Here is a 16588-nt window from a genome sequence, read left to right on the forward strand (position 1 = left end):
CTCTACCTTCCCACCCGGCGGGGTGATGGCCGTCGCTGCGCCGGGCTGAGGAGAGGGTGTCCCGCCGGGATTTCCGGTAACGAACGCCGGTGTTTCGGCGGTGTTTCACCTCCCGGCGGGCGCGCCGGCCCGTCGGCCTGCGGCAAAGCGGCCGGCCGCCGTCACCGGCCGTGGGGCGGGACCTGCCGTGGCAGGCCGCCGCCCCTCCCGGGTCGTGTCACCGGCCGACGGCGTACCCCTGCATGCCGCGCGGGTTGGCCGCCGCCGAGAGGACGCCGGTGCGCGGGTCGCGGGCCACCGCGCACAGCCTGCCCTCGGACCAGTCCTCGCCGACCTCCACGAGGTGTCCGCGACGGCGCAGCTCCTCGACGACGCCGGGATCGGTCCGGCCTTCCATCGTGACGCTGCCGGGCCGCATGCCGCGCGGGTGGAAGGAGCCGGGGAAGCTGTCGTTGTGCCAGTTGGGGGCGTCAATCGCGCCCTGGAGGTCCAGGCCGCCGCGGACGGTGCCGGCCAGCGCCACGGCGAGGAAGAAGTGGACCTGCCACTGGTCCTGCTGGTCGCCGCCGGGCGTGCCGAAGGCGAGCACCGGGACGCCGTCGCGCAGTGCGAGGGACGGGCTGAGCGTGGTGCGCGGGCGGCGCCCCGGGGTGAGCGTGGCGGGCAGGCCCTCGTCCAGGTACGTCATCTGGAGCCGGGTGCCGAGCGGGAAGCCCAGTTCGGGCACGACCGGGTTGGACTGCAGCCAGCCGCCGCTGGGGGTGGCGGAGATCATGTTGCCCCAGCGGTCCACGATGTCCACGTGGCAGGTGTCGCCGCGGGTCTCGCCGTCCGGCTCGACGACGGGGTCACCGTGGTGCTGCGGCGCCCCCTCCTTCGCCATCGTCGGCTCCCCGGCGCCCGCCGCGACCGGCCCGCCCACGGCCTCGCCGGCGGCGACCGCGTGGGCGTGGGCGCTGAGGCGGGGCGCGCGTCCGCCGGGGCTGCCGGGCCGCAGCGCGTGCGAGGCCCGCTCGCCGACCAGCGCCCGGCGCTCGGCGTTGTACTCGGGGGAGAGCAGATCCGCGGTGGGCACCTCGGCGCTGTCGCCGTACCACGCCTCCCGGTCGGCCATGGCGAGCTTGCAGCCCTCCAGCAGCAGGTGGTGGTACTCGGCGGAGCCGTAGGCCGGCAGTTCGGGCGGCAGGAGGGCCAACTGCTGGAGGAAGGCGGGGCCCTGGCTCCAGGGGCCGGCCTTGCACACCGTCCAGCCGTTCCAGTCGTAGGTGAGCGGGGCCTCGTAGGAGGCGCGCCAGCCGGCGAGGTCGGCGGCGGTGAGGGTGCCGGTGTGGCGGGTGCCGGTGGTGTCCATGGTGGGGCGCTGGGCCTGGCGGACCAGCGCCTGGGCTATGAAGCCCTCGCTCCAGACGGTGCGGGCCGCCTCGATCTCGGCGGTCCGGTCGCCGGCCGCGCCCTCCTCGGCCTCGGCGATCAGGCGGCGCCAGGTGGCGGCCAGGGCCGGGTTGCGCAGCAGCTCACCGGGTTGCGGGGCGCGCCCGCCGGGCAGGTAGACCTCGGCCGAGGACGTCCACTCGGTCTCGAAGAGTTCGCGGACCGTCTCGACGGTGGCGGTGACCCGTTCGACCGGCGCGTGGCCGTCGGCGGCGTAGCCGACGGCGTACTTCAGGACGTCGGCGAGCCGCTTGGTGCCGTGGTCGCGCAGGAGCAGCATCCAGGCGTCGAAGGCGCCGGGGACCGCAGCGGCCAGCGGGCCGGTGCCGGGGACGAGGTCCAGTCCGAGGGAGCGGTAGTGCTCGACGGTGGCGCCGGCGGGCGCCACCCCCTGACCGCACAGGACGCGCACCTCGCCGTCGGCCGGCGCGAGGATCATCGGCACCTCGCCTGCCGGGCCGTTCAGATGCGGCTCGACGACGTGCAGCACGAACGCGGCGGCGACGGCGGCGTCGAAGGCGTTGCCGCCCTCCTCCAACACGGCCATGGCCGACTGGGAGGCCAGCCAGTGGGTCGAGGATACCATGCCGAAGGTGCCTTGGAGAGTGGGTCGGGTAGTGAACATACTGCCTCTCACCTCGCTGTTTGCGCATATCGGCCAGTCCGAGCGGCGCTCGGGAACGATCCTGGGGGACTCCGGGGAGTCCGCGCCAGGGCTCTGGTCTGTCCGATGCATCAGCAGGCTGTCTATCACCTTGCGTCCCACCCGCCCCACCTGCACCAGGAAGTGGACGCAGTGGCCGGGTCGGCGCCCGGTGACGGGGCGGAAGCCGGGACGGAGAAACCTGCGCGGTCGGGCGCGGGTGGGCGGTTCTGGTGGGGCGACCTGGTCCCGGGGCGCGGGCGGCCCCGGCGGCGGCGTCGGAGCGAGGGCGGGCCGGGCAACCGGGGGGCGGAGGGCGGGCGTCGGAGCGGGGCCGGGCCAACCGCCCTCCTGCGCCGCCGCGTCGGGGCCTTCCACCGGCGGCGGTCCGCCCGGCGCACCGGCCCGGCTCGGGAGTCGGGCCCGAAGCCGGGAGGGCGCGGTCCGGGAGGGGGGAGGACGTCAGTCCCGGTCCACGTGGCGTCGCAGGACCTTGCCGTTGGTGGCGTCGATGTCGTACGTGGTCTTGCGCCAGTCGTGGGGGGACACCACGTCCACGGACCAGGCCGGGCCCTTGTGGTCCTCGTCGTCCAGTTCGAGAGCGGTCACGGTGCCCCGGGTGTGGTCGGTGGCGACGGCTGCGGCCCGGTCCGGGGAGATCCTGGCGCGACTGAGGAGGTGGGCCAGGTCGTGGCGGTCGTCGGCGTCCTCGTCCCCGGAGCGGCGCGGGCGGGAGGCGTCCCCGGAGACCGCGTTGACCCGGACGTGACTGGCGACCCCGTCGTCGGTGGCGACCTCGGTCTGCCAACTCGGCCGGCCGCCCGGGCCACGGTCGAGCTCGATGCTGACGAGGCGGGAGTGCGGCACCGCCCTGGTGGCGATCCGGGTTGCCTGGCGTTCCGAGACCTTGGCGGCCGGTACGAGCGCTTTCCTCTCCCGCTGGTCCTCGGTGAGTTCGCCGGAGGGGGACGCCGAGGCGGAGGCGGCCGGGGCACCCTGGGTGGAGGCGCCGGAACCGGTGGGATGTGTCCCGGTCGCGCATCCGCCGAGGAGCATCCCGGCGGCGAGGAGGCCGGCGGTTCGGGCACCTCGCGCGCCGGTGAGCAGTGGCCGAGAGGGGGTCGGGCCGGCTGGGGTGACGCTGTTGCGGACGTTCATGTGAGGACGTTATGCGGCAGGTACGCCTCCCTCCCGTAACGACTCAGGGTGACTCGCACGCACACGGTGTGAGGTCGGCGCGCCCCTGCTTTCCGGCGACGTCCGGGGCGTGAGCGCCCCCGTCCCGGCCCCAGGGCGTCGGGGCCCGCGCCGGTACGCGGTCCGGCTACTCCGGTACCTCGTCCTCGGCCAGCCGCCGGGAGACGGCGCGCGCGGTGGCGCGGACGGCGGGAATCCAGGCGGAGGGGTCGAAGCCGTCGAGGGGGCCGACGACGGAGAGGGCGGCGACGACGGCTCCGGAGGGACCGCGTACCGGGGCGGCGGCGGTGGCGCGCGGATAGGGGAGGGACCGGCTGCCCACGGCGTAGTCGCCGCGCCGCACTTCGGCGAGGAGGCGGCGCAGGTCCTCGGCGTCGCGGAGGGCGTCGACGCTCTCGCCGGCGGTGAACCGGCGCAGCGCCCGCTCCTGTGTCGCGGCCGGGGCGAAGGCGAGGAGGACGAGCCCGGCGCCGCCGGCGTGCAGCGGCATGCGCCCGCCGACGCGGAAGCGCACCGGGCCGGCCTCCGGGGCGGAGAGCCGCTCCACCAGCAGGGCCTCCTCCTCGTCCAGCACCGCGAGCAGTACATGGCGGCGGATCACATGGAAGAGGTCCTCCAGGTACGGCATGGCCACCGCCCGCAGGCCGTGGCCGCGCGGTGCCAGCGTGGCGATCTCCAGGAGCCCGAGCCCGATCACGTACCGTCCGTCGCCGCGGCGCTCCAGCGCTCCGGCCGCGACGAGCCGGCGGGCCATCCGCAGCGCCGTGCTGCGGGGCAGTCCCGTGCGCCGGGACAGCTCGGCCAGGCCGAGGGCGCGGTGCTCGGCGTCGAAGGCACGGAGCACGGCGAAGGCGCGGTCCACCACCGCCGCACCTGCAAAGTCCCCGCCGGCCCGCCGCCGGCCGTCACCGCCCTCGCCGCCCCGGCGCACGTCCACGCCATCTCCCGTGCCACTGAGTGAAACGCCTGGTGCCTCTGACCGGGCGTGCCCTCTACGGTAACGGCATCACCAGCAACGCGACACAGGACGCATACCATGACGAAAACCCCGCCCCTCCTCGATGTGCACACCCACTTCGTCACCGAGCGGTACGTCGCTGCCGCCCGGGAGGCGGGGCACGGGCATCCGGACGGGATGCCGGGGTGGCCGTCCTGGAGCCCCGAGGGCGCGCTGGCGCTGATGGACGAGGCGGGCATCGGGTTGTCCGTGCTGTCGGTCTCCTCCCCCGGTACGCACTTCGGCGACGACGCCGCCGCCCGCCTCCTGACCCGCGAGGTCAACGAGTTCGCGGCCGGCCTCCACCGCGAGCGGCCCGACCGGTTCGGCCACTTCGCCTCACTGCCGCTGCCGGACGTGGCCGGGGCGCTCGAGGAGGCGGCGCATGCCCTCGACGTACTGGGGGCGGACGGGCTCACCGTGGAGACCCACGCCCACGGCGTCTACCTCGGCGACGCCCGGTACGAGCCGCTCTGGGCGGAGTTGGGCCGCCGCGGCGCGGTCGTCTTCGTCCACCCGACCTCACCGCAGGGCAGCGAGGCGGTCGCCCTGGGACGCCCCCGGCCGATGATGGAGTTCCTCTTCGACTCGGCGCGCGCCGCGAGCGACCTGGTCCTCGGCGGGGTCACCGTCCGCCACCCGGGCATCCGGTGGGTCTTCACGCACGGTGCCGGCGTGCTGCCGCTGCTGGTAGAGCGCCTGGAGCTGTTCCGCGGACTGCTTCCCGTGGCGCCGGGCGCGCCCGGGACCGCCGTCCGCGAGGAGCTGGGCAAGCTCTGGTACGACATGGCCGGAACGCCCTTCCCGGACCAGGTCCCGGTGCTGGAGCGGGTCTTCGGCACGGGGCGGCTGCTCTACGGCAGCGACGCCTGCTGGACGCCGGACACCGCGGTCCTCGCCCAGGTCGCCTCGGTCGACGCCGCCCCGCAGCCGGCCGGCACCACCTGGCGCGAGCTGACCGGCCGCAACGCCCGCCGTCTGCTGGGCGCGGGAGGGGCGGTGCCCCCGGTCGCCTGACCGGCCCTGCGACCGCGCCCTTCCTGCCGCCCGCTGCGTGCGCCCGCGTGCAAGCACCGTGTCACGGCGGCCCGTTCCGTCCACTGGAGCCCCCTCCCGCGCCACCGGGAGGCACCCGGAGAAGAGGAGACCCATGACAGCCGTCGAGGCCGACATGACCGCCGTGACCCAACTCGTCCTGCGGGAGCGGCAGGGCCGCGACCGCGGCTGGTGGCAGCGGATGCGCGACAGCCTGGCACCGGACGCACGGGTGGCCATCAGCTGGTTCCGGGGCAGCGGCGAGGAGTTCGTCACCGCCTCCGAGGCGATGGCGAAGGGCGGCACCCAGGCCGTGCACCGGATGGGGCCGCCCGTCGTCGACGTGGCCGGCGACCGGGCGGTGGTCGAGGCCCCCGCCGCCATCTGCCTGCGGCTGCACCTCGACGCCGTCGAGGCGGACCTGACCTCGCACACCCGCCTGCTGTACCGCGCCGAGCGCCGGGCGGGCCGCTGGTGGCTGACGGCCCTGGACCCGGTGTACGCCGGCGACACGCTCTCCCCCGTCGTCCCGGGTGAGGTCCCGCGGCTGGACCGTGACCGGCTGGCCGCGCACCGCCCCTCGTACCGGTTCCTCGGCTACTGCCTGGAGGAGCAGGGGCACCCGGTGGCCCGGGACCTCCACGGCGACGACCGTCCGGAGGGTGTCGCGGCGCTCCTCGCCGATGCCTACGCCTGGCTGCGCGCTGCCTGAGGGGCGGCACCGTGCGCGCGGACGACGCCTGCGCACACGGTGAGGTACGGGGCCTGCCCGCGGTGGGCGGTGCTACGGCCGGGGGTGCGGGCCGTGCGCCGCTCCCTGCACCGTCCGCCTGGTGCCGGGCCGGTGGCGGCGGAGGTAGTAGACACCGCTGAGAACGGCCAGCGCCGGGATGCCCAGGATGTCGGCCGTGCGCATCTGCGGTACCCGCACGCCCGTGGCGAGGACCGACAGCAGGGCGGCGACGGCCAGGAGGGGGACGGCGCGGCCACCGCGCAGCCGCAGTGCGGAGGCGGGCCGGCCGGGGTCTCGGCGGAAGGCCAGCAGGGTGAGCAGGATGATGATCCAGGTCGCTATGACGGCCATGCCGGCGAGCGCCATGATGAAGGAGGCCACGCCGGAGCCCAGGAAGCCGCTGCCCACGGCGGCCAGGGCCGTCCCGGAGGCCGAGACCAGCGCCGCCCGCCGGGGAACGCCCCGGGAGTCGGTGACGGAGAGGGAGGCCGGGGCGAGCCCGTCCCCGCCCAGCGAGTGCAGCATGCGGGCGCCGGCGTAGAGGTTGGCGTTGGCCGAGGACAGTGCGGTGACCAGCACGAGGGCGTTGGTGACGGCTGCTGCGGCCGGGATCCCGGCCGCCGAGAACATCGTCACGAAGGGGCTGCTCGCCACGGTCTGGCCGGACCGCGTCTGCTGCCAGGGCGTGACGGACAGGATGACGGCCAGGGCGCCGAGGTAGAACAGGGCCAGCCGGACCATCATCGACCGCATCGCGCTGCGCAGGGCGCGGGGGGCGTCCTCGGTCTCCGGGGCGGAGACGGCGATCAGCTCGATGCCGGCGAAGCTGAAGATGACCACGGCCATCACCAGCCAGACGGCGAGCCCGCCGTGCGGGAAGAAACCGCCGTGCGCCGTGAGGTTGCCGACGCCGCTCGCCTCCCGGCCCGGCAGCCCGAAGAGGACCAGCACCACGCCGATGACGAGGAAGACCACGATGGCGGTCACCTTGACGGTGCTGAGCACCGACTCCACCGAGCCGAAGGACCTCACCCCGGCCAGGTTGACGGCGGTGACCAGCACGGCGAAGAACGCGACGACGGGGGCGAGGGGGAGCTGCGGCCACCAGTAGGTCAGGTAGATCGCCGCCGCCACCACCTCGCCGCCCACCGCGAGGATCACCCCGATCCAGTACAGCCAGCGCACGGTGTACCCGGCGAAGGGCCCCAGGTAGCGGGCGGCGATGGTCCCGAAGGTGCCGCGCACCGGCAGGGCGCTCACCATCTCCGCGAGCCCGAAGGCGACCGTGAGGGCGATGAGCGCGCCGGCCGCATAGCTGACGATCACCGCGGGGCCGGCCGTCCTGATCGCTGTGCCGGCGCCGAGGAAGAGCCCGGTGCCCAGGGCCGAGCCCAGCCCGAGCATGGTCACCTGGCGGCGGCTCAGCTCCTTGCGGAGCCCGGTGGGGGCGGGGCCGGCCGTCACCGTCGCGCTCCTCGCGGTTCGGCGGCCTCGGCCAGTTTGCCGCCTGGCGGTGGGAAGCCGCGGTGTTCCGGGTGGGTCGTCACGAAGGACCTGCCTTTCGTCCTGCTCCGGGGAATGGCGGGGAGGGAGGTGGGGTGAGGCGGGCGGGGCGCGGGGCTCAGTCCTGGAGCTGCCTGCCGTAGCCGACCAGCCGCACGCAGACGGTGACGGCCCGGACGGCCTGAGCCAGGTCCTCGACGTCCGCGTAGCTGGGCGCGATGCGGATGAGGCTGTCGTCGGGGTCGTCTCCGTAGGGGTGGGCGGCCCCGGCGGGGGTCAGCAGCACCCCGGCCTCGGCGCAGTGCCGCACCACCTCCTTCGCGCAGCCCCGCGGGACCCGCAGCGTGACGAAGTAGCCGCCCCGGGGCCGGGTCCACTGCGCCAGGCCGGTGCCGCCGAGTTCCTCCTCCAGCAGGCGCTGCACGGTCTCGAACCGGGGCCGCAGCAACGCGCGGTGGCGGGCCATGTGCGCGAGCACGCCGTCCGGGGACTTCAGGAACTGGGCGTGCCGCAACTGGTTGATCTTGTCGGGCCCGATCGAACGCCCGCGGTCGTACGCCAGCTTCCACTCGACGTTGGCGGGGGAGGCACCGAAGAAGGCCACGCCTGCTCCGGCGTGCGTGATCTTGGAGGTGGAGCCGAAGACCAGCGCCCGGTCCGCACTGCCGTGCTCGGCGCAGGCGTCGAGGATGCCGGCGACCTCGACGTGCTCCTCGGTCAGGTGGTGGACGGCGTAGGCGTCGTCCCAGAAGATCCGGAAGTCCGGCGCCGCCGTCCGCATGCGGGCGAGCCGGTGCACGGTCCGGTCGCTGTAGGTCACTCCCTCCGGGTTGCTGTACTTGGGTACGCACCAGATGCCCTTCACCGCGGGGTCGGCGGCCGCCAGGCGCTCGACGACGTCCATGTCGGGGCCCTCGTCCGTCATGGGGACCGCGGTCATGGAGATGCCGAAGCGCTCGCACAGCGCGAAGTGCCGGTCGAAGCCGGGGGCGGGGCAGAGGAAGACCGGGCGGTCCTGCTCCAGCCAGCGCCCCGGGCCGCCGGGCACACCGTCCAGCAGGGCCTGCACCAGGCAGTCGTGCATCAGCGCCAGGCTGGAGTTGCCCGCTGCGAGGAGCTGGTCCACCGGCACCTGCAGCAGGGGGGCGAATATCTCGCGTAGCTCCGGCAGCCCCCGGTCCCCGGCGTAGTTGCGGGTGTCCTGGCCGTCCCGCGTCAGGTGGTGACCGGCCGGCAGCCTCAGCAGACCGGCGGAGAGGTCGAGTTGTGCGCCGGACGGCTTGCCGCGGGTGAGGTCCAGGGCGAGGCCGCGTGCGCGCAGCGCCGCGTAGTCCGCCCGGGCGCGCTCCAGGTGTGCGGACGGTTCGTCGGTGCGGGTGAGGATGTCCACCGCGTCTTCCCTTCTGTCGGCTCTGCGACCGGGGGCGGCGGAGCGCGCGGTGGGAGGTGCCGGCGGGCCCGTCGTCCCGGTGGCAGTCATCCTGGCTGCCGCCCCGGTGGCGATCTCCGTGCAGCAGGACGAAAAACCCGCCCGTCCTTGTGCGTGCGCACGAAGGGGCCAGGCGGCCGGACCTCAGGTGAGGACGCGCAGTTGCAGGTCGAGTGCGAAGCGGACGTCGGGGTCGGAGAGGTCGACCCGGGCGATCTGCTCCAGGCGTGCGAGGCGGTACCGGAAGGTGTTCTTGTGCACGCGGACGGCTGCCGAGGCCTTCGTCACGTCCCCGAAGGCGTCGATCCAGGCCCGCAGTGTCGCGACCATCGAGCCGCCGTGTTCCGCGTCGTAGGTCCGCAGTGCGCGCAGCGGGCCGCCGACCACCGTGCGCTCGTCCGCCATGGCGTCGGTCACACGCAGCAGGATGTGTTCCACCTGCACGTCCTCCAGCGCCGCCACCCGGCGGCCCTCGGCGGCTCGCTCCCGCAGGACGCGCAGTGCGGCGTCGGCTGCCGACCGGGCGGACGCGAGGTCGGTGACGTCGGCGAGCACCGTTCCCACCCCGGCGTAGTACGGCTGCGGCGAGTCCAGCCGCGCGAGGAACTCCTCCGCGATCCGGACCGCCTCCCGCTTGCCCGGCTCACCGGATTCCCGCAGCGGGACGACGGCGTACAGGACGGAACCGACGAGCGCCGCCGCCGCCCGGGGGCAGACCGGCGCCAGGTACATGGTGAGCGCGCTCGCCGTGCGCTGCTGGTCGGCCTCGGCTGCGCAGCTGTCCCCCTCCGCCACCGCCCGCGCGCCGAAGGCCAGTACGCACACGGGGCTGCGGCCGAAGTCCAGCTGCCGGGCGGTCCGGCGGGCGTTCGGTCCGCCGTCGAGCAGGCTCAGCACCAGCCCGAGCCGCATCCGGGTCAGGGCGTCGGCGTCGAGCCGGGCCCGGAGCATCGTCAGGGCGACGACCTGTGCGGCCTCGATCAGGCCCTGCTCGCGCCGGGCCGTCAGCGGCTCCTTGACGACCGCCCAGATCACCCCGAGGGGCTCGGTGCCGGCCCGGATGCGCAGCGCAACCCGCGGCATCGCCCCCGGCATCACGCCGTCGATGTAGACGGGGCGTTCGGAGGCGTGGATGCGCAGCAGCATCCCGTGCCGGCGCTGGAGTTCACCGACGTCCGTGGGCGCCTGCATGCTCAGGATCGTGCGGTGGCGCCCGTCGTCCGCCCCCGTCTGGTCGGAGGAGAAGGCGATGACGCGGGAGGACGGGTCCTCTATCGCCACGGGGGCGTCGAGGAGCGCCGCCAGGGAGTTGGCGAGCTCGAAGAGATCGGTGCCCGGCTCGTGCCCGCCGCTCACGTGGGTCGGCAGCGGGCTCAGGGAGGCGGTCACCAGGGAGGCGACCTGCAGCCACGAGGCCCCTCGGGGGAGGCCGTAGAGCGCCACCGAGGTCTCGGCGGCCGCCGCGCGGACCGCCGCCTCCCGCTCCACCGGCTCGCGCAGGACGAGGGCGACGGCCCCGTCCCGGGCGAAGGAGCGGACGGCCGCCGCGACCTCACCCGGATCCGCGAGGCCGGCTCCGAGCACGAAGGCCCCAGGCGTGACCGACGGCGGGTCGACGGGGTCGTGCAGCACCACCGAGCTGACGCTCCGGCCGGCGGCCGGCCCCTGGCCGGGCCCGGGCGAGAGCGTCGGGCCCAGCCGCTCCACGAGTCGCTCCAGGGGCACCGAGGAGCCGTATCGCGCACAGGGTTCCACGAGCCGCCTGCCTACTGGACCGCCACGGACGCGGGGATGCTACAAGACGCCGCTCCCCCGCCCCGCGGCCGGCCCCGGACGGCGGCGGCTGCACCCCGGCCGGCCGCCGGGACGGGGAGGCACGCCGCCGCCGGCGCGAGTCCGCGCGGCCCGGGCGTCACCCTGTCCGGGGCGTCGACCGGACGGCGCCGCGCGTCAGGAGCGCTCCGCTCTCCCGCTCCTCGTGGTGGATCGGGCTCGCCGAACCGGTCAGCGGCGTCCCGGTGCCGCCCCGGCGGGTCGCGACGATCTCGGCGGCGATCGACAGAGCGGTCTCCCCCGCGGTGCGGGCTCCCAGGTCCAGACCGATCGGCGACCGCAGCCGGGCCAGCTCCGCCTCACTCACGCCCGCCTCGCGCAGCCTGCGGGCCCGGTCCTCGTGGGTGCGGCGGGAGCCCATCGCGCCGACGAACGCGACGGGCAGGCGCAGCGCCTCCTGGAGCAGGGGGACGTCGAACTTCGCGTCATGGGTCAGCACGCACAGGGCGGTGCGGGCGTCGGTGGTGGTGCGGCGGAGGTAGCGGTGCGGCCAGTCGACCACCACCTCGTCCGCCTCGGGGTGGCGGGCCCGGGTGGCGAAGACGGGTCGGGCGTCGCACACCGTCACGTGGTAGCCGAGGAGTTTGCCGGCGCGGACCAGGGCCGCGGCGAAGTCGACCGCCCCGAAGACGATCATGCGGGGCGGCGGGGTGGACGTCTCGACGAGGAGCGTGAGGCCGCCGGGGCAGTACGACCCGTCCTCCCCCACCGCGATAGTGCCGGTGCTCCCCGCCTCCAGCAGGGGGCGGGCCTGCGCCACCGCCGCGGCCGCCAGCTCCGGCGTGCCGCCCAGCGTGCCCTCGCCGGCCCCGGTGGGGCGTACCAACAGGGCGCCGCCGAGCAGTTCGGGCGGACCGGCGGCGACCCGGACGAGGGCCACCGGGGCCGCCTCGGCCGCCGCCGCGAGCGCCGAGCGCAGCAGCCCTCTGGCGGGGGCGTCCGCGGTGACCGGCGTGACGAGGACCTCGATGGTGCCGCCGCAGGTCAGTCCCACGGCGAAGGCGTCCTCGTCGTCGTAGCCGAACTGTTCGACGACGCTGCGCCCGTCGCGGAGCGCCTGGGCGCACAGCTCGTACACCGCTCCCTCGACGCAGCCGCCGGACACCGAGCCGATGACCGTGCCCTCGCTGTCGACGGCGAGCGCCGCGCCCGGCCCGCGGGGCGCGCTGCCGGTGACGCCGACGACGGTGGCCACCGCGAACCCGCGCCCCTCCTCGACCCAGCGGAGCAGGTCTTCGGCGAGGTCAAGCATCCGGCGCCCCCGGTTCGGCGGACAGGACACGGTCGGGCCGGATCGGCAGGTGGCGGTGGCGTACCCCGGTGGCGTGCCAGACGGCGTTGGCGATCGCGGCCGCGGCCCCCACGATGCCGACCTCGCCGACGCCCTTGATGCCCACCGGGTCGGCCGGGTCCGGGTCGTCCACCCAGTGCGCCTCGACGCGCGGCACGTCGGCGTGGGTGGCGACGTGGTAGCCGGCGAGGTCGGCGCCGACGTGCGTCCCCGAGGCCTGGTCGCGGAGCGCCTCCTCGTGCAGGGCCATGGAGATGCCCCAGACCATGCCGCCGACGAGCTGGTTGCGCGCGGTCAGCGGGTTGACGATGCGGCCTGCGGCGAACACGCCCAGCATGCGGCGTACCCGCACCTCGCCGGTGGCGGTGTCCACGCCGACCTCGGCGAACTGGGCGCCGAAGGAGTGCCGTTCCTTGCGGGCCAGGGTGCCGAGGGCCTCGGTGGTGTCGGATCGGACGGTGATGCCCTCGGGCGGGATGTCGGTGCCCGGGCCGATCCGCTCGCGCAGTTCCGCGGCGGCGATCGAGACCGCCCAGGACCAGGAGCGGGTGCCCATGGAACCGCCGGCGATCATCGCCGGGCCGAAGTCGCTGTCCCCGATGCGCACCCGTACCCGCTGCGGCGGCACCTCCAGCGCGTCGGCGGCGACCAGGGTCAGTGCCGTGCGGGCTCCGGTGCCGATGTCGGCGGCGGCGATGCGGACGGTGAAGGTGCCGTCGGCCTCCGCCGTCAGCACCGCCGTGGAGGGCCCGGCGTTCGACGGGAAGGAGGCCGCCGCCGTGCCGGTGCCGACCAGCCAGCGCCCCTCCCGGCGCACCCGGGGGCGCGGGTCGCGGTCGGCCCAGCCGAACCGGCGGGCGCCCTCGTGGAAGCAGGCGAGCAGGTTGCGGCCGCTGAAGGGGAGTCCGGAGACGGGGCCGCGCTCGGGTTCGTTGCGGGCGCGCAGTTCGATGGGGTCCAGGCCGCACTTCTCGGCGAGTTCGTCCAGCGCCGACTCGATGGCGAACGACCCGGGAGCCTCCCCCGGGGCCCGCATGAACGTCGGGGTGGGCACGTCCAGTCGCACGACCCGGTTGGCCGTGTGGTGGGCGTCCGCGTCGTACATCACCCGCGGCACCCCGGCGCCCGGCTCGACGAACTCGTGGAAGCTGGAGGTGAGGTTGAGGCAGGAGTGCTCCAAGGCGTGCAGCCGGCCCTCCGAGTCGGCGCCGAGCCGGACCTGCTGCCGGGTGGGGCTGCGGTAGCCGGTGAGGGAGAACATCTGCCGGCGGGTCATGGTGACGCGGACCGGCCGGTCCAGGACGGTGGCGGCCATGACGGCGGCCACCTGGTGGGCGCGGATGCCCTTGCTGCCGAAGCCGCCGCCGACGTGTTCGGAGCGCACCCGGACCGAGGACGGGTCGAGGGAGAAGAGGTTGGCGAGCTCCCCCTGCACCCAGGTGGCGCCCTGGTTGGAGTCGACCACCTCCAGGCGTCCGCCGTCCCACCGGGCCGTCGCGGCATGCGGCTCCATCATGCCGTGGTGCTCCTCGGGCGTGGTGTACTCGGCCTCCACCACCACGCTCGCAGCGGCCAGTTCGGCCGCCAGGTCGCCCTTCTCGGTCACTCCCGGCATGTGGCCGTCCGCCGAGTAGGCGTCGGGGCGGTCGGCGGCGAAATCGGTGTCGTGGGGCTCCACCTCGTAGCGCACCTGCAGCGTCTCCGCCGCCTCCCGGGCCTGCTCGGGGGTCTCGGCGACCACCAGGGCGACGGGCCAGCCCGCGTGCGGCACCCGGTCGTGCTGGAAGACCGCGATGGTCTTGTCGGGGGTGCCGAGCATCCCGACGTAGTCGGTGTTCACGCGGGGTGCGTTGCCGTGGTGGAGGACGGCCAGGACACCGGGCATGGCGAGCACCGGGTCGGCCTCCACCGCCAGGACGCGGCCACGGGCCACCGTGGAGAGGACCAGCCAGCCGTGTGCGAGGCCGGCGAACGGGATGTCGGCGGCGTAGCGGGCCGCTCCGGTGACCTTGTCGCGGCCTTCCACCCGGGTGTGGGAGGTGCCGACGGCGCCCGCGGTCGTGGTGCTCGGTGTGGTGGCGGTGGTCATCGGGCGGCCTCCTCGGCGAGTTCGGTCAGCACGGCCGTCACGAGGTTGCGCAGCAGGGGAACCTTGTGCCGGTTGTGGGGCAGCGGCCGGGCCGGGGCGAGTTCCGCCTCGGCGGCGGCGGCGAAGGTCTCGGCGTCGGCTGCGGCCCCGGTGAGCACCTGCTCGGCCGTCCGGGCCCGCCACGGCCGGGAGGCGACTGCGCCGAGGGCCACCCGGGCCTCGCGCACCACGCCGTCCCGGATGTCCAGCGCGGCGGCGACCGAGCCGATCGCGAAGGCGAACGAGGCGCGTTCGCGCACCTTGCGGTAGCGGGAGCGGCTCGCCACGGCGGCCGGCGGCAGGGTGACGCCGGTGATCAGGGCGCCGGGCGGCAACACGGTCTCCAGGTGCGGGGTGTCCCCGACGGGCAGGTAGAACTCGGTGATCGGGGTCTCGCCCGGCCCGTCCTGGGTCTCGTAGGAGACGACCGCGTCGAAGGCGGCCAGTGCCACGCCCATGTCCGAGGGGTGCACGGCGACGCAGTGCGCGGAGGCGCCGAGGACGGCGTGGTTGTGGTGCTCCCCCTCGATCGCCGGGCAGCCACTGCCCGGCACCCGCTTGTTGCAGGCCTTGGACACGTCGGTGAAGTAACCGCAGCGGGTGCGCTGGAGGAGGTTGCCGCCGACCGTGGCCATGTTGCGCAGCTGCCCGGAGGCGCCTGCGAGCACTGCCTGCGTCAACGCCGGGTAGCGGCGCCGCACTTCGGGGTGGGCGGCCAGGTCGCTGTTGGTGACGGTCGCACCGATGCGCAGGCCGCCGTCGGCGGTCGGCTCGATGCCTGGCAGCGGCACGTCGCGGACGTCGACCAGGTGGGCCGGGCGTTCGACGCCGGTCTTCATCAGGTCGACGAGATTGGTGCCGCCGCCCAGGAACCGGGCCCCGGGGTGGGTGTCGAGCGCCGCGAGGGCACCGGCGACGTCGGTGGCCCGCTGGTATCCGAACTCCTTCACGCCGCGGCCCCCTTGCCCTGCTCGGCGGTGGCGGCCTGGGCGACGGCCTCGACGATGGACACGTAGGCCGCGCAGCGGCACAGGTTGCCGCTCATCCGCTCGCGGATCTCCTGGGCGGTCAGTGGAGGGGGCCCGGCTTCGGGGCGGACGTCCTCGGTGACGGCGCTCGGCCAGCCGGCGGCGTGCTCCTGGATGACGGCCACGGCGGAGCAGATCTGCCCGGGGGTGCAGTATCCGCACTGGTACCCGTCGAGGTCGAGGAAGGCCTGCTGCACCGGGTGGAGGTCTGCGCCGTCGGCGAGTCCCTCGACGGTGGTGATCTCACGTCCCTCGCTCGCGACCGCCAGTTGCAGGCAGGCCACGGTCCGGCGGCCGTCGACCAGGACGGTGCAGGCCCCGCACTGCCCCTGGTCGCAGCCCTTCTTGGTGCCGGTGAGCGACAGTCGCTCGCGCAGTGCGTCGAGCAGGGTGGTGCGGTGGTCGACGGTCAGCGAGTGTGTGTCGCCGTTGACGTGCAGGGTGACGGCGCTGGTCGTCGATGCGGCCATGTGCAGCCTTCTTTCGCGGAGTGGGAGCGTGTACCGGCTCAGTGCCGGCGGGCGGACCAGTCGGGAAAGCGGAGGGCGGGGGTGTCCGCCGGTGGCGCTGTCGTGTCACGGACGGTGGGTGAGGGCGTCGCGCCCCGGGATGTGAGCCACAAGGACTCGCCGCTCGGGGCGCACTGTGGTAAAGACAAGTGGACAGCCGTCCGCTTTCCAGAAGTTAGCGGACAACTGTCCGCTCAGCAAGGCCCGGGCTCGCGGCGAGCCCCCGAGAGGAGAACCGGTGTCACAGTCGAAAGGCACACCGCTGCGCTCCGACGCACAACGCAACCGCGAACGGATTCTCGCCGTCGCCCTGGTGGAGTTGACCCGGTGTGCGGAGACGCCGTTGAGTCTGATCGCGAAGGCGGCCGGGGTGGGGCAGGGTACGTTCTACCGCAACTTCCCCAACCGCGAGGCGCTGGTCCTGGAGATCTACCGTCACGAGATGCACCAGGTCGCCGAGAGCGCGACGGTGTTGCTGGCGGACCACTCGCCCGACCGGGCACTGCGGGAGTGGATGGACCGCCTCGCCGGGTTCGCCATGGCCAAGGCCGGTCTCGCCGACGCGCTGCGGCTGGCCACCAGCGCTCCCGGCAGCGGCCGGGCGAAACCCGGGCACGCCCCGCTCACCGCGGCGGCCGACCTCCTGCTCCGCGCCGCCGAGGCTGCCGGGACCATCCGGCCGGGGGTCTCGGCGGAGGACTTCCTCCTGGCCATCGCCGGCCTGTGGCAGCTCGGCACGGCGGGCGAACGGGAGGCGCAGGCCACCCGGTTGCTCGACCTCGTCATGGACGGGCTGCGGGCGGGGGCGGCGGGGGGCTGAGGGCCTCCGGT

13 protein-coding genes are annotated in these 16588 nt (G+C 74.9%); 3 read left to right on the plus strand and 10 right to left on the minus strand.

Annotated features, from left to right (window positions below):
- Positions 1-217: 217 nt before the first annotated feature.
- The 3 genes from ACFV3R_RS23805 to ACFV3R_RS23815 all read right to left on the minus strand — a co-directional run bounded on the left by ACFV3R_RS23805 (position 218) and on the right by ACFV3R_RS23815 (position 4208).
- Positions 218-2056, minus strand: a complete 1839-nt coding sequence (locus ACFV3R_RS23805; RefSeq protein WP_385586613.1) for a gamma-glutamyltransferase family protein — start codon at positions 2054-2056, stop codon at positions 218-220.
- A gap of 480 nt (positions 2057-2536) precedes the next feature.
- Positions 2537-3232, minus strand: coding sequence for a PepSY domain-containing protein (locus ACFV3R_RS23810; RefSeq protein ID WP_385586616.1), 696 nt, complete (start codon positions 3230-3232; stop codon positions 2537-2539).
- Positions 3233-3398: 166 nt separating this feature from the next.
- Complete coding sequence (locus ACFV3R_RS23815; RefSeq protein ID WP_385586619.1) at positions 3399-4208, minus strand: IclR family transcriptional regulator; 810 nt, start codon at positions 4206-4208, stop codon at positions 3399-3401.
- 99 nt (positions 4209-4307) lie between these two features.
- On the opposite strand from ACFV3R_RS23815, the gene ACFV3R_RS23820 reads away from it, so the two are divergent.
- Together ACFV3R_RS23820 and ACFV3R_RS23825 are read left to right on the plus strand one after the other, a co-directional pair.
- Positions 4308-5285 carry an amidohydrolase family protein gene (locus tag ACFV3R_RS23820; protein ID WP_385586622.1) on the plus strand — a complete coding sequence of 326 codons (978 nt, stop codon included), beginning with the start codon at positions 4308-4310 and terminating at the stop codon, positions 5283-5285.
- Positions 5286-5418: 133 nt separating this feature from the next.
- Positions 5419-6015 (plus strand): nuclear transport factor 2 family protein, encoded by a 597-nt coding sequence (locus ACFV3R_RS23825; protein WP_385586625.1) that lies wholly within the window; start codon positions 5419-5421, stop codon positions 6013-6015.
- A 72-nt stretch (positions 6016-6087) separates the two neighbouring features.
- On the opposite strand, the gene ACFV3R_RS23830 is transcribed toward ACFV3R_RS23825, so the two are convergent.
- From ACFV3R_RS23830 to ACFV3R_RS23860, 7 genes are all read right to left on the minus strand, one after another.
- Positions 6088-7500 carry an amino acid permease gene (locus ACFV3R_RS23830; RefSeq protein ID WP_385586628.1) on the minus strand — a complete coding sequence of 471 codons (1413 nt, stop codon included), beginning with the start codon at positions 7498-7500 and terminating at the stop codon, positions 6088-6090.
- A 157-nt stretch (positions 7501-7657) separates the two neighbouring features.
- The gene (locus tag ACFV3R_RS23835) at positions 7658-8929 is read right to left on the minus strand and encodes an aminotransferase (protein WP_385586631.1); all 1272 of its coding nucleotides are present in this window, start codon (positions 8927-8929) and stop codon (positions 7658-7660) included.
- Positions 8930-9112: 183 nt separating this feature from the next.
- Positions 9113-10693, minus strand: a complete 1581-nt coding sequence (locus ACFV3R_RS23840) for a PucR family transcriptional regulator (RefSeq protein ID WP_385586633.1) — start codon at positions 10691-10693, stop codon at positions 9113-9115.
- A 187-nt stretch (positions 10694-10880) separates the two neighbouring features.
- Positions 10881-12053: an XdhC family protein gene (locus ACFV3R_RS23845; protein ID WP_385586636.1), complete on the minus strand. Its 1173-nt coding sequence runs from the start codon at positions 12051-12053 to the stop codon at positions 10881-10883.
- Positions 12046-14181, minus strand: a complete 2136-nt coding sequence (locus ACFV3R_RS23850) for a xanthine dehydrogenase family protein molybdopterin-binding subunit (RefSeq protein ID WP_385586639.1) — start codon at positions 14179-14181, stop codon at positions 12046-12048. Before ACFV3R_RS23850 ends, ACFV3R_RS23845 begins: the two co-directional genes overlap by 8 nt.
- Positions 14178-15170, minus strand: a complete 993-nt coding sequence (locus tag ACFV3R_RS23855) for an FAD binding domain-containing protein (RefSeq protein ID WP_385586642.1) — start codon at positions 15168-15170, stop codon at positions 14178-14180. The genes ACFV3R_RS23850 and ACFV3R_RS23855 overlap by 4 nt, the downstream gene beginning before the upstream one ends.
- Entirely contained in the window at positions 15167-15718 is a 552-nt protein-coding gene (locus tag ACFV3R_RS23860) for a 2Fe-2S iron-sulfur cluster-binding protein (RefSeq protein ID WP_385586645.1), read from the minus strand. The genes ACFV3R_RS23855 and ACFV3R_RS23860 overlap by 4 nt, the downstream gene beginning before the upstream one ends.
- Positions 15719-15995: 277 nt before the next feature.
- Between ACFV3R_RS23860 and ACFV3R_RS23865 the strand changes: the two genes are divergently transcribed.
- Entirely contained in the window at positions 15996-16577 is a 582-nt protein-coding gene (locus tag ACFV3R_RS23865; RefSeq protein ID WP_385586649.1) for a TetR/AcrR family transcriptional regulator, read from the plus strand.
- Positions 16578-16588: the final 11 nt, after the last annotated feature.

Origin of the sequence: Streptomyces sp. NPDC059740 (assembly GCF_042733155.1) — a bacterium.
Lineage (GTDB): Bacteria > Actinomycetota > Actinomycetes > Streptomycetales > Streptomycetaceae > Streptomyces.

Bases quoted from the DNA above. Each gene is read 5' to 3' on its own strand.
- ACFV3R_RS23810 (WP_385586616.1), bottom strand. From the start codon at position 3,232: ATGAACGTCCGCAACAGCGTCACCCCAGCCGGCCCGACCCCCTCTCGG.
- ACFV3R_RS23845 (WP_385586636.1), bottom strand. From the start codon at position 12,053: ATGCTTGACCTCGCCGAAGACCTGCTCCGCTGGGTCGAGGAGGGGCGC.
- ACFV3R_RS23860 (WP_385586645.1), bottom strand. From the start codon at position 15,718: ATGGCCGCATCGACGACCAGCGCCGTCACCCTGCACGTCAACGGCGAC.
- ACFV3R_RS23825 (WP_385586625.1), top strand. From the start codon at position 5,419: ATGACAGCCGTCGAGGCCGACATGACCGCCGTGACCCAACTCGTCCTG.
- ACFV3R_RS23805 (WP_385586613.1), bottom strand. From the start codon at position 2,056: ATGTTCACTACCCGACCCACTCTCCAAGGCACCTTCGGCATGGTATCC.
- ACFV3R_RS23820 (WP_385586622.1), top strand. From the start codon at position 4,308: ATGACGAAAACCCCGCCCCTCCTCGATGTGCACACCCACTTCGTCACC.
- ACFV3R_RS23850 (WP_385586639.1), bottom strand. From the start codon at position 14,181: ATGACCACCGCCACCACACCGAGCACCACGACCGCGGGCGCCGTCGGC.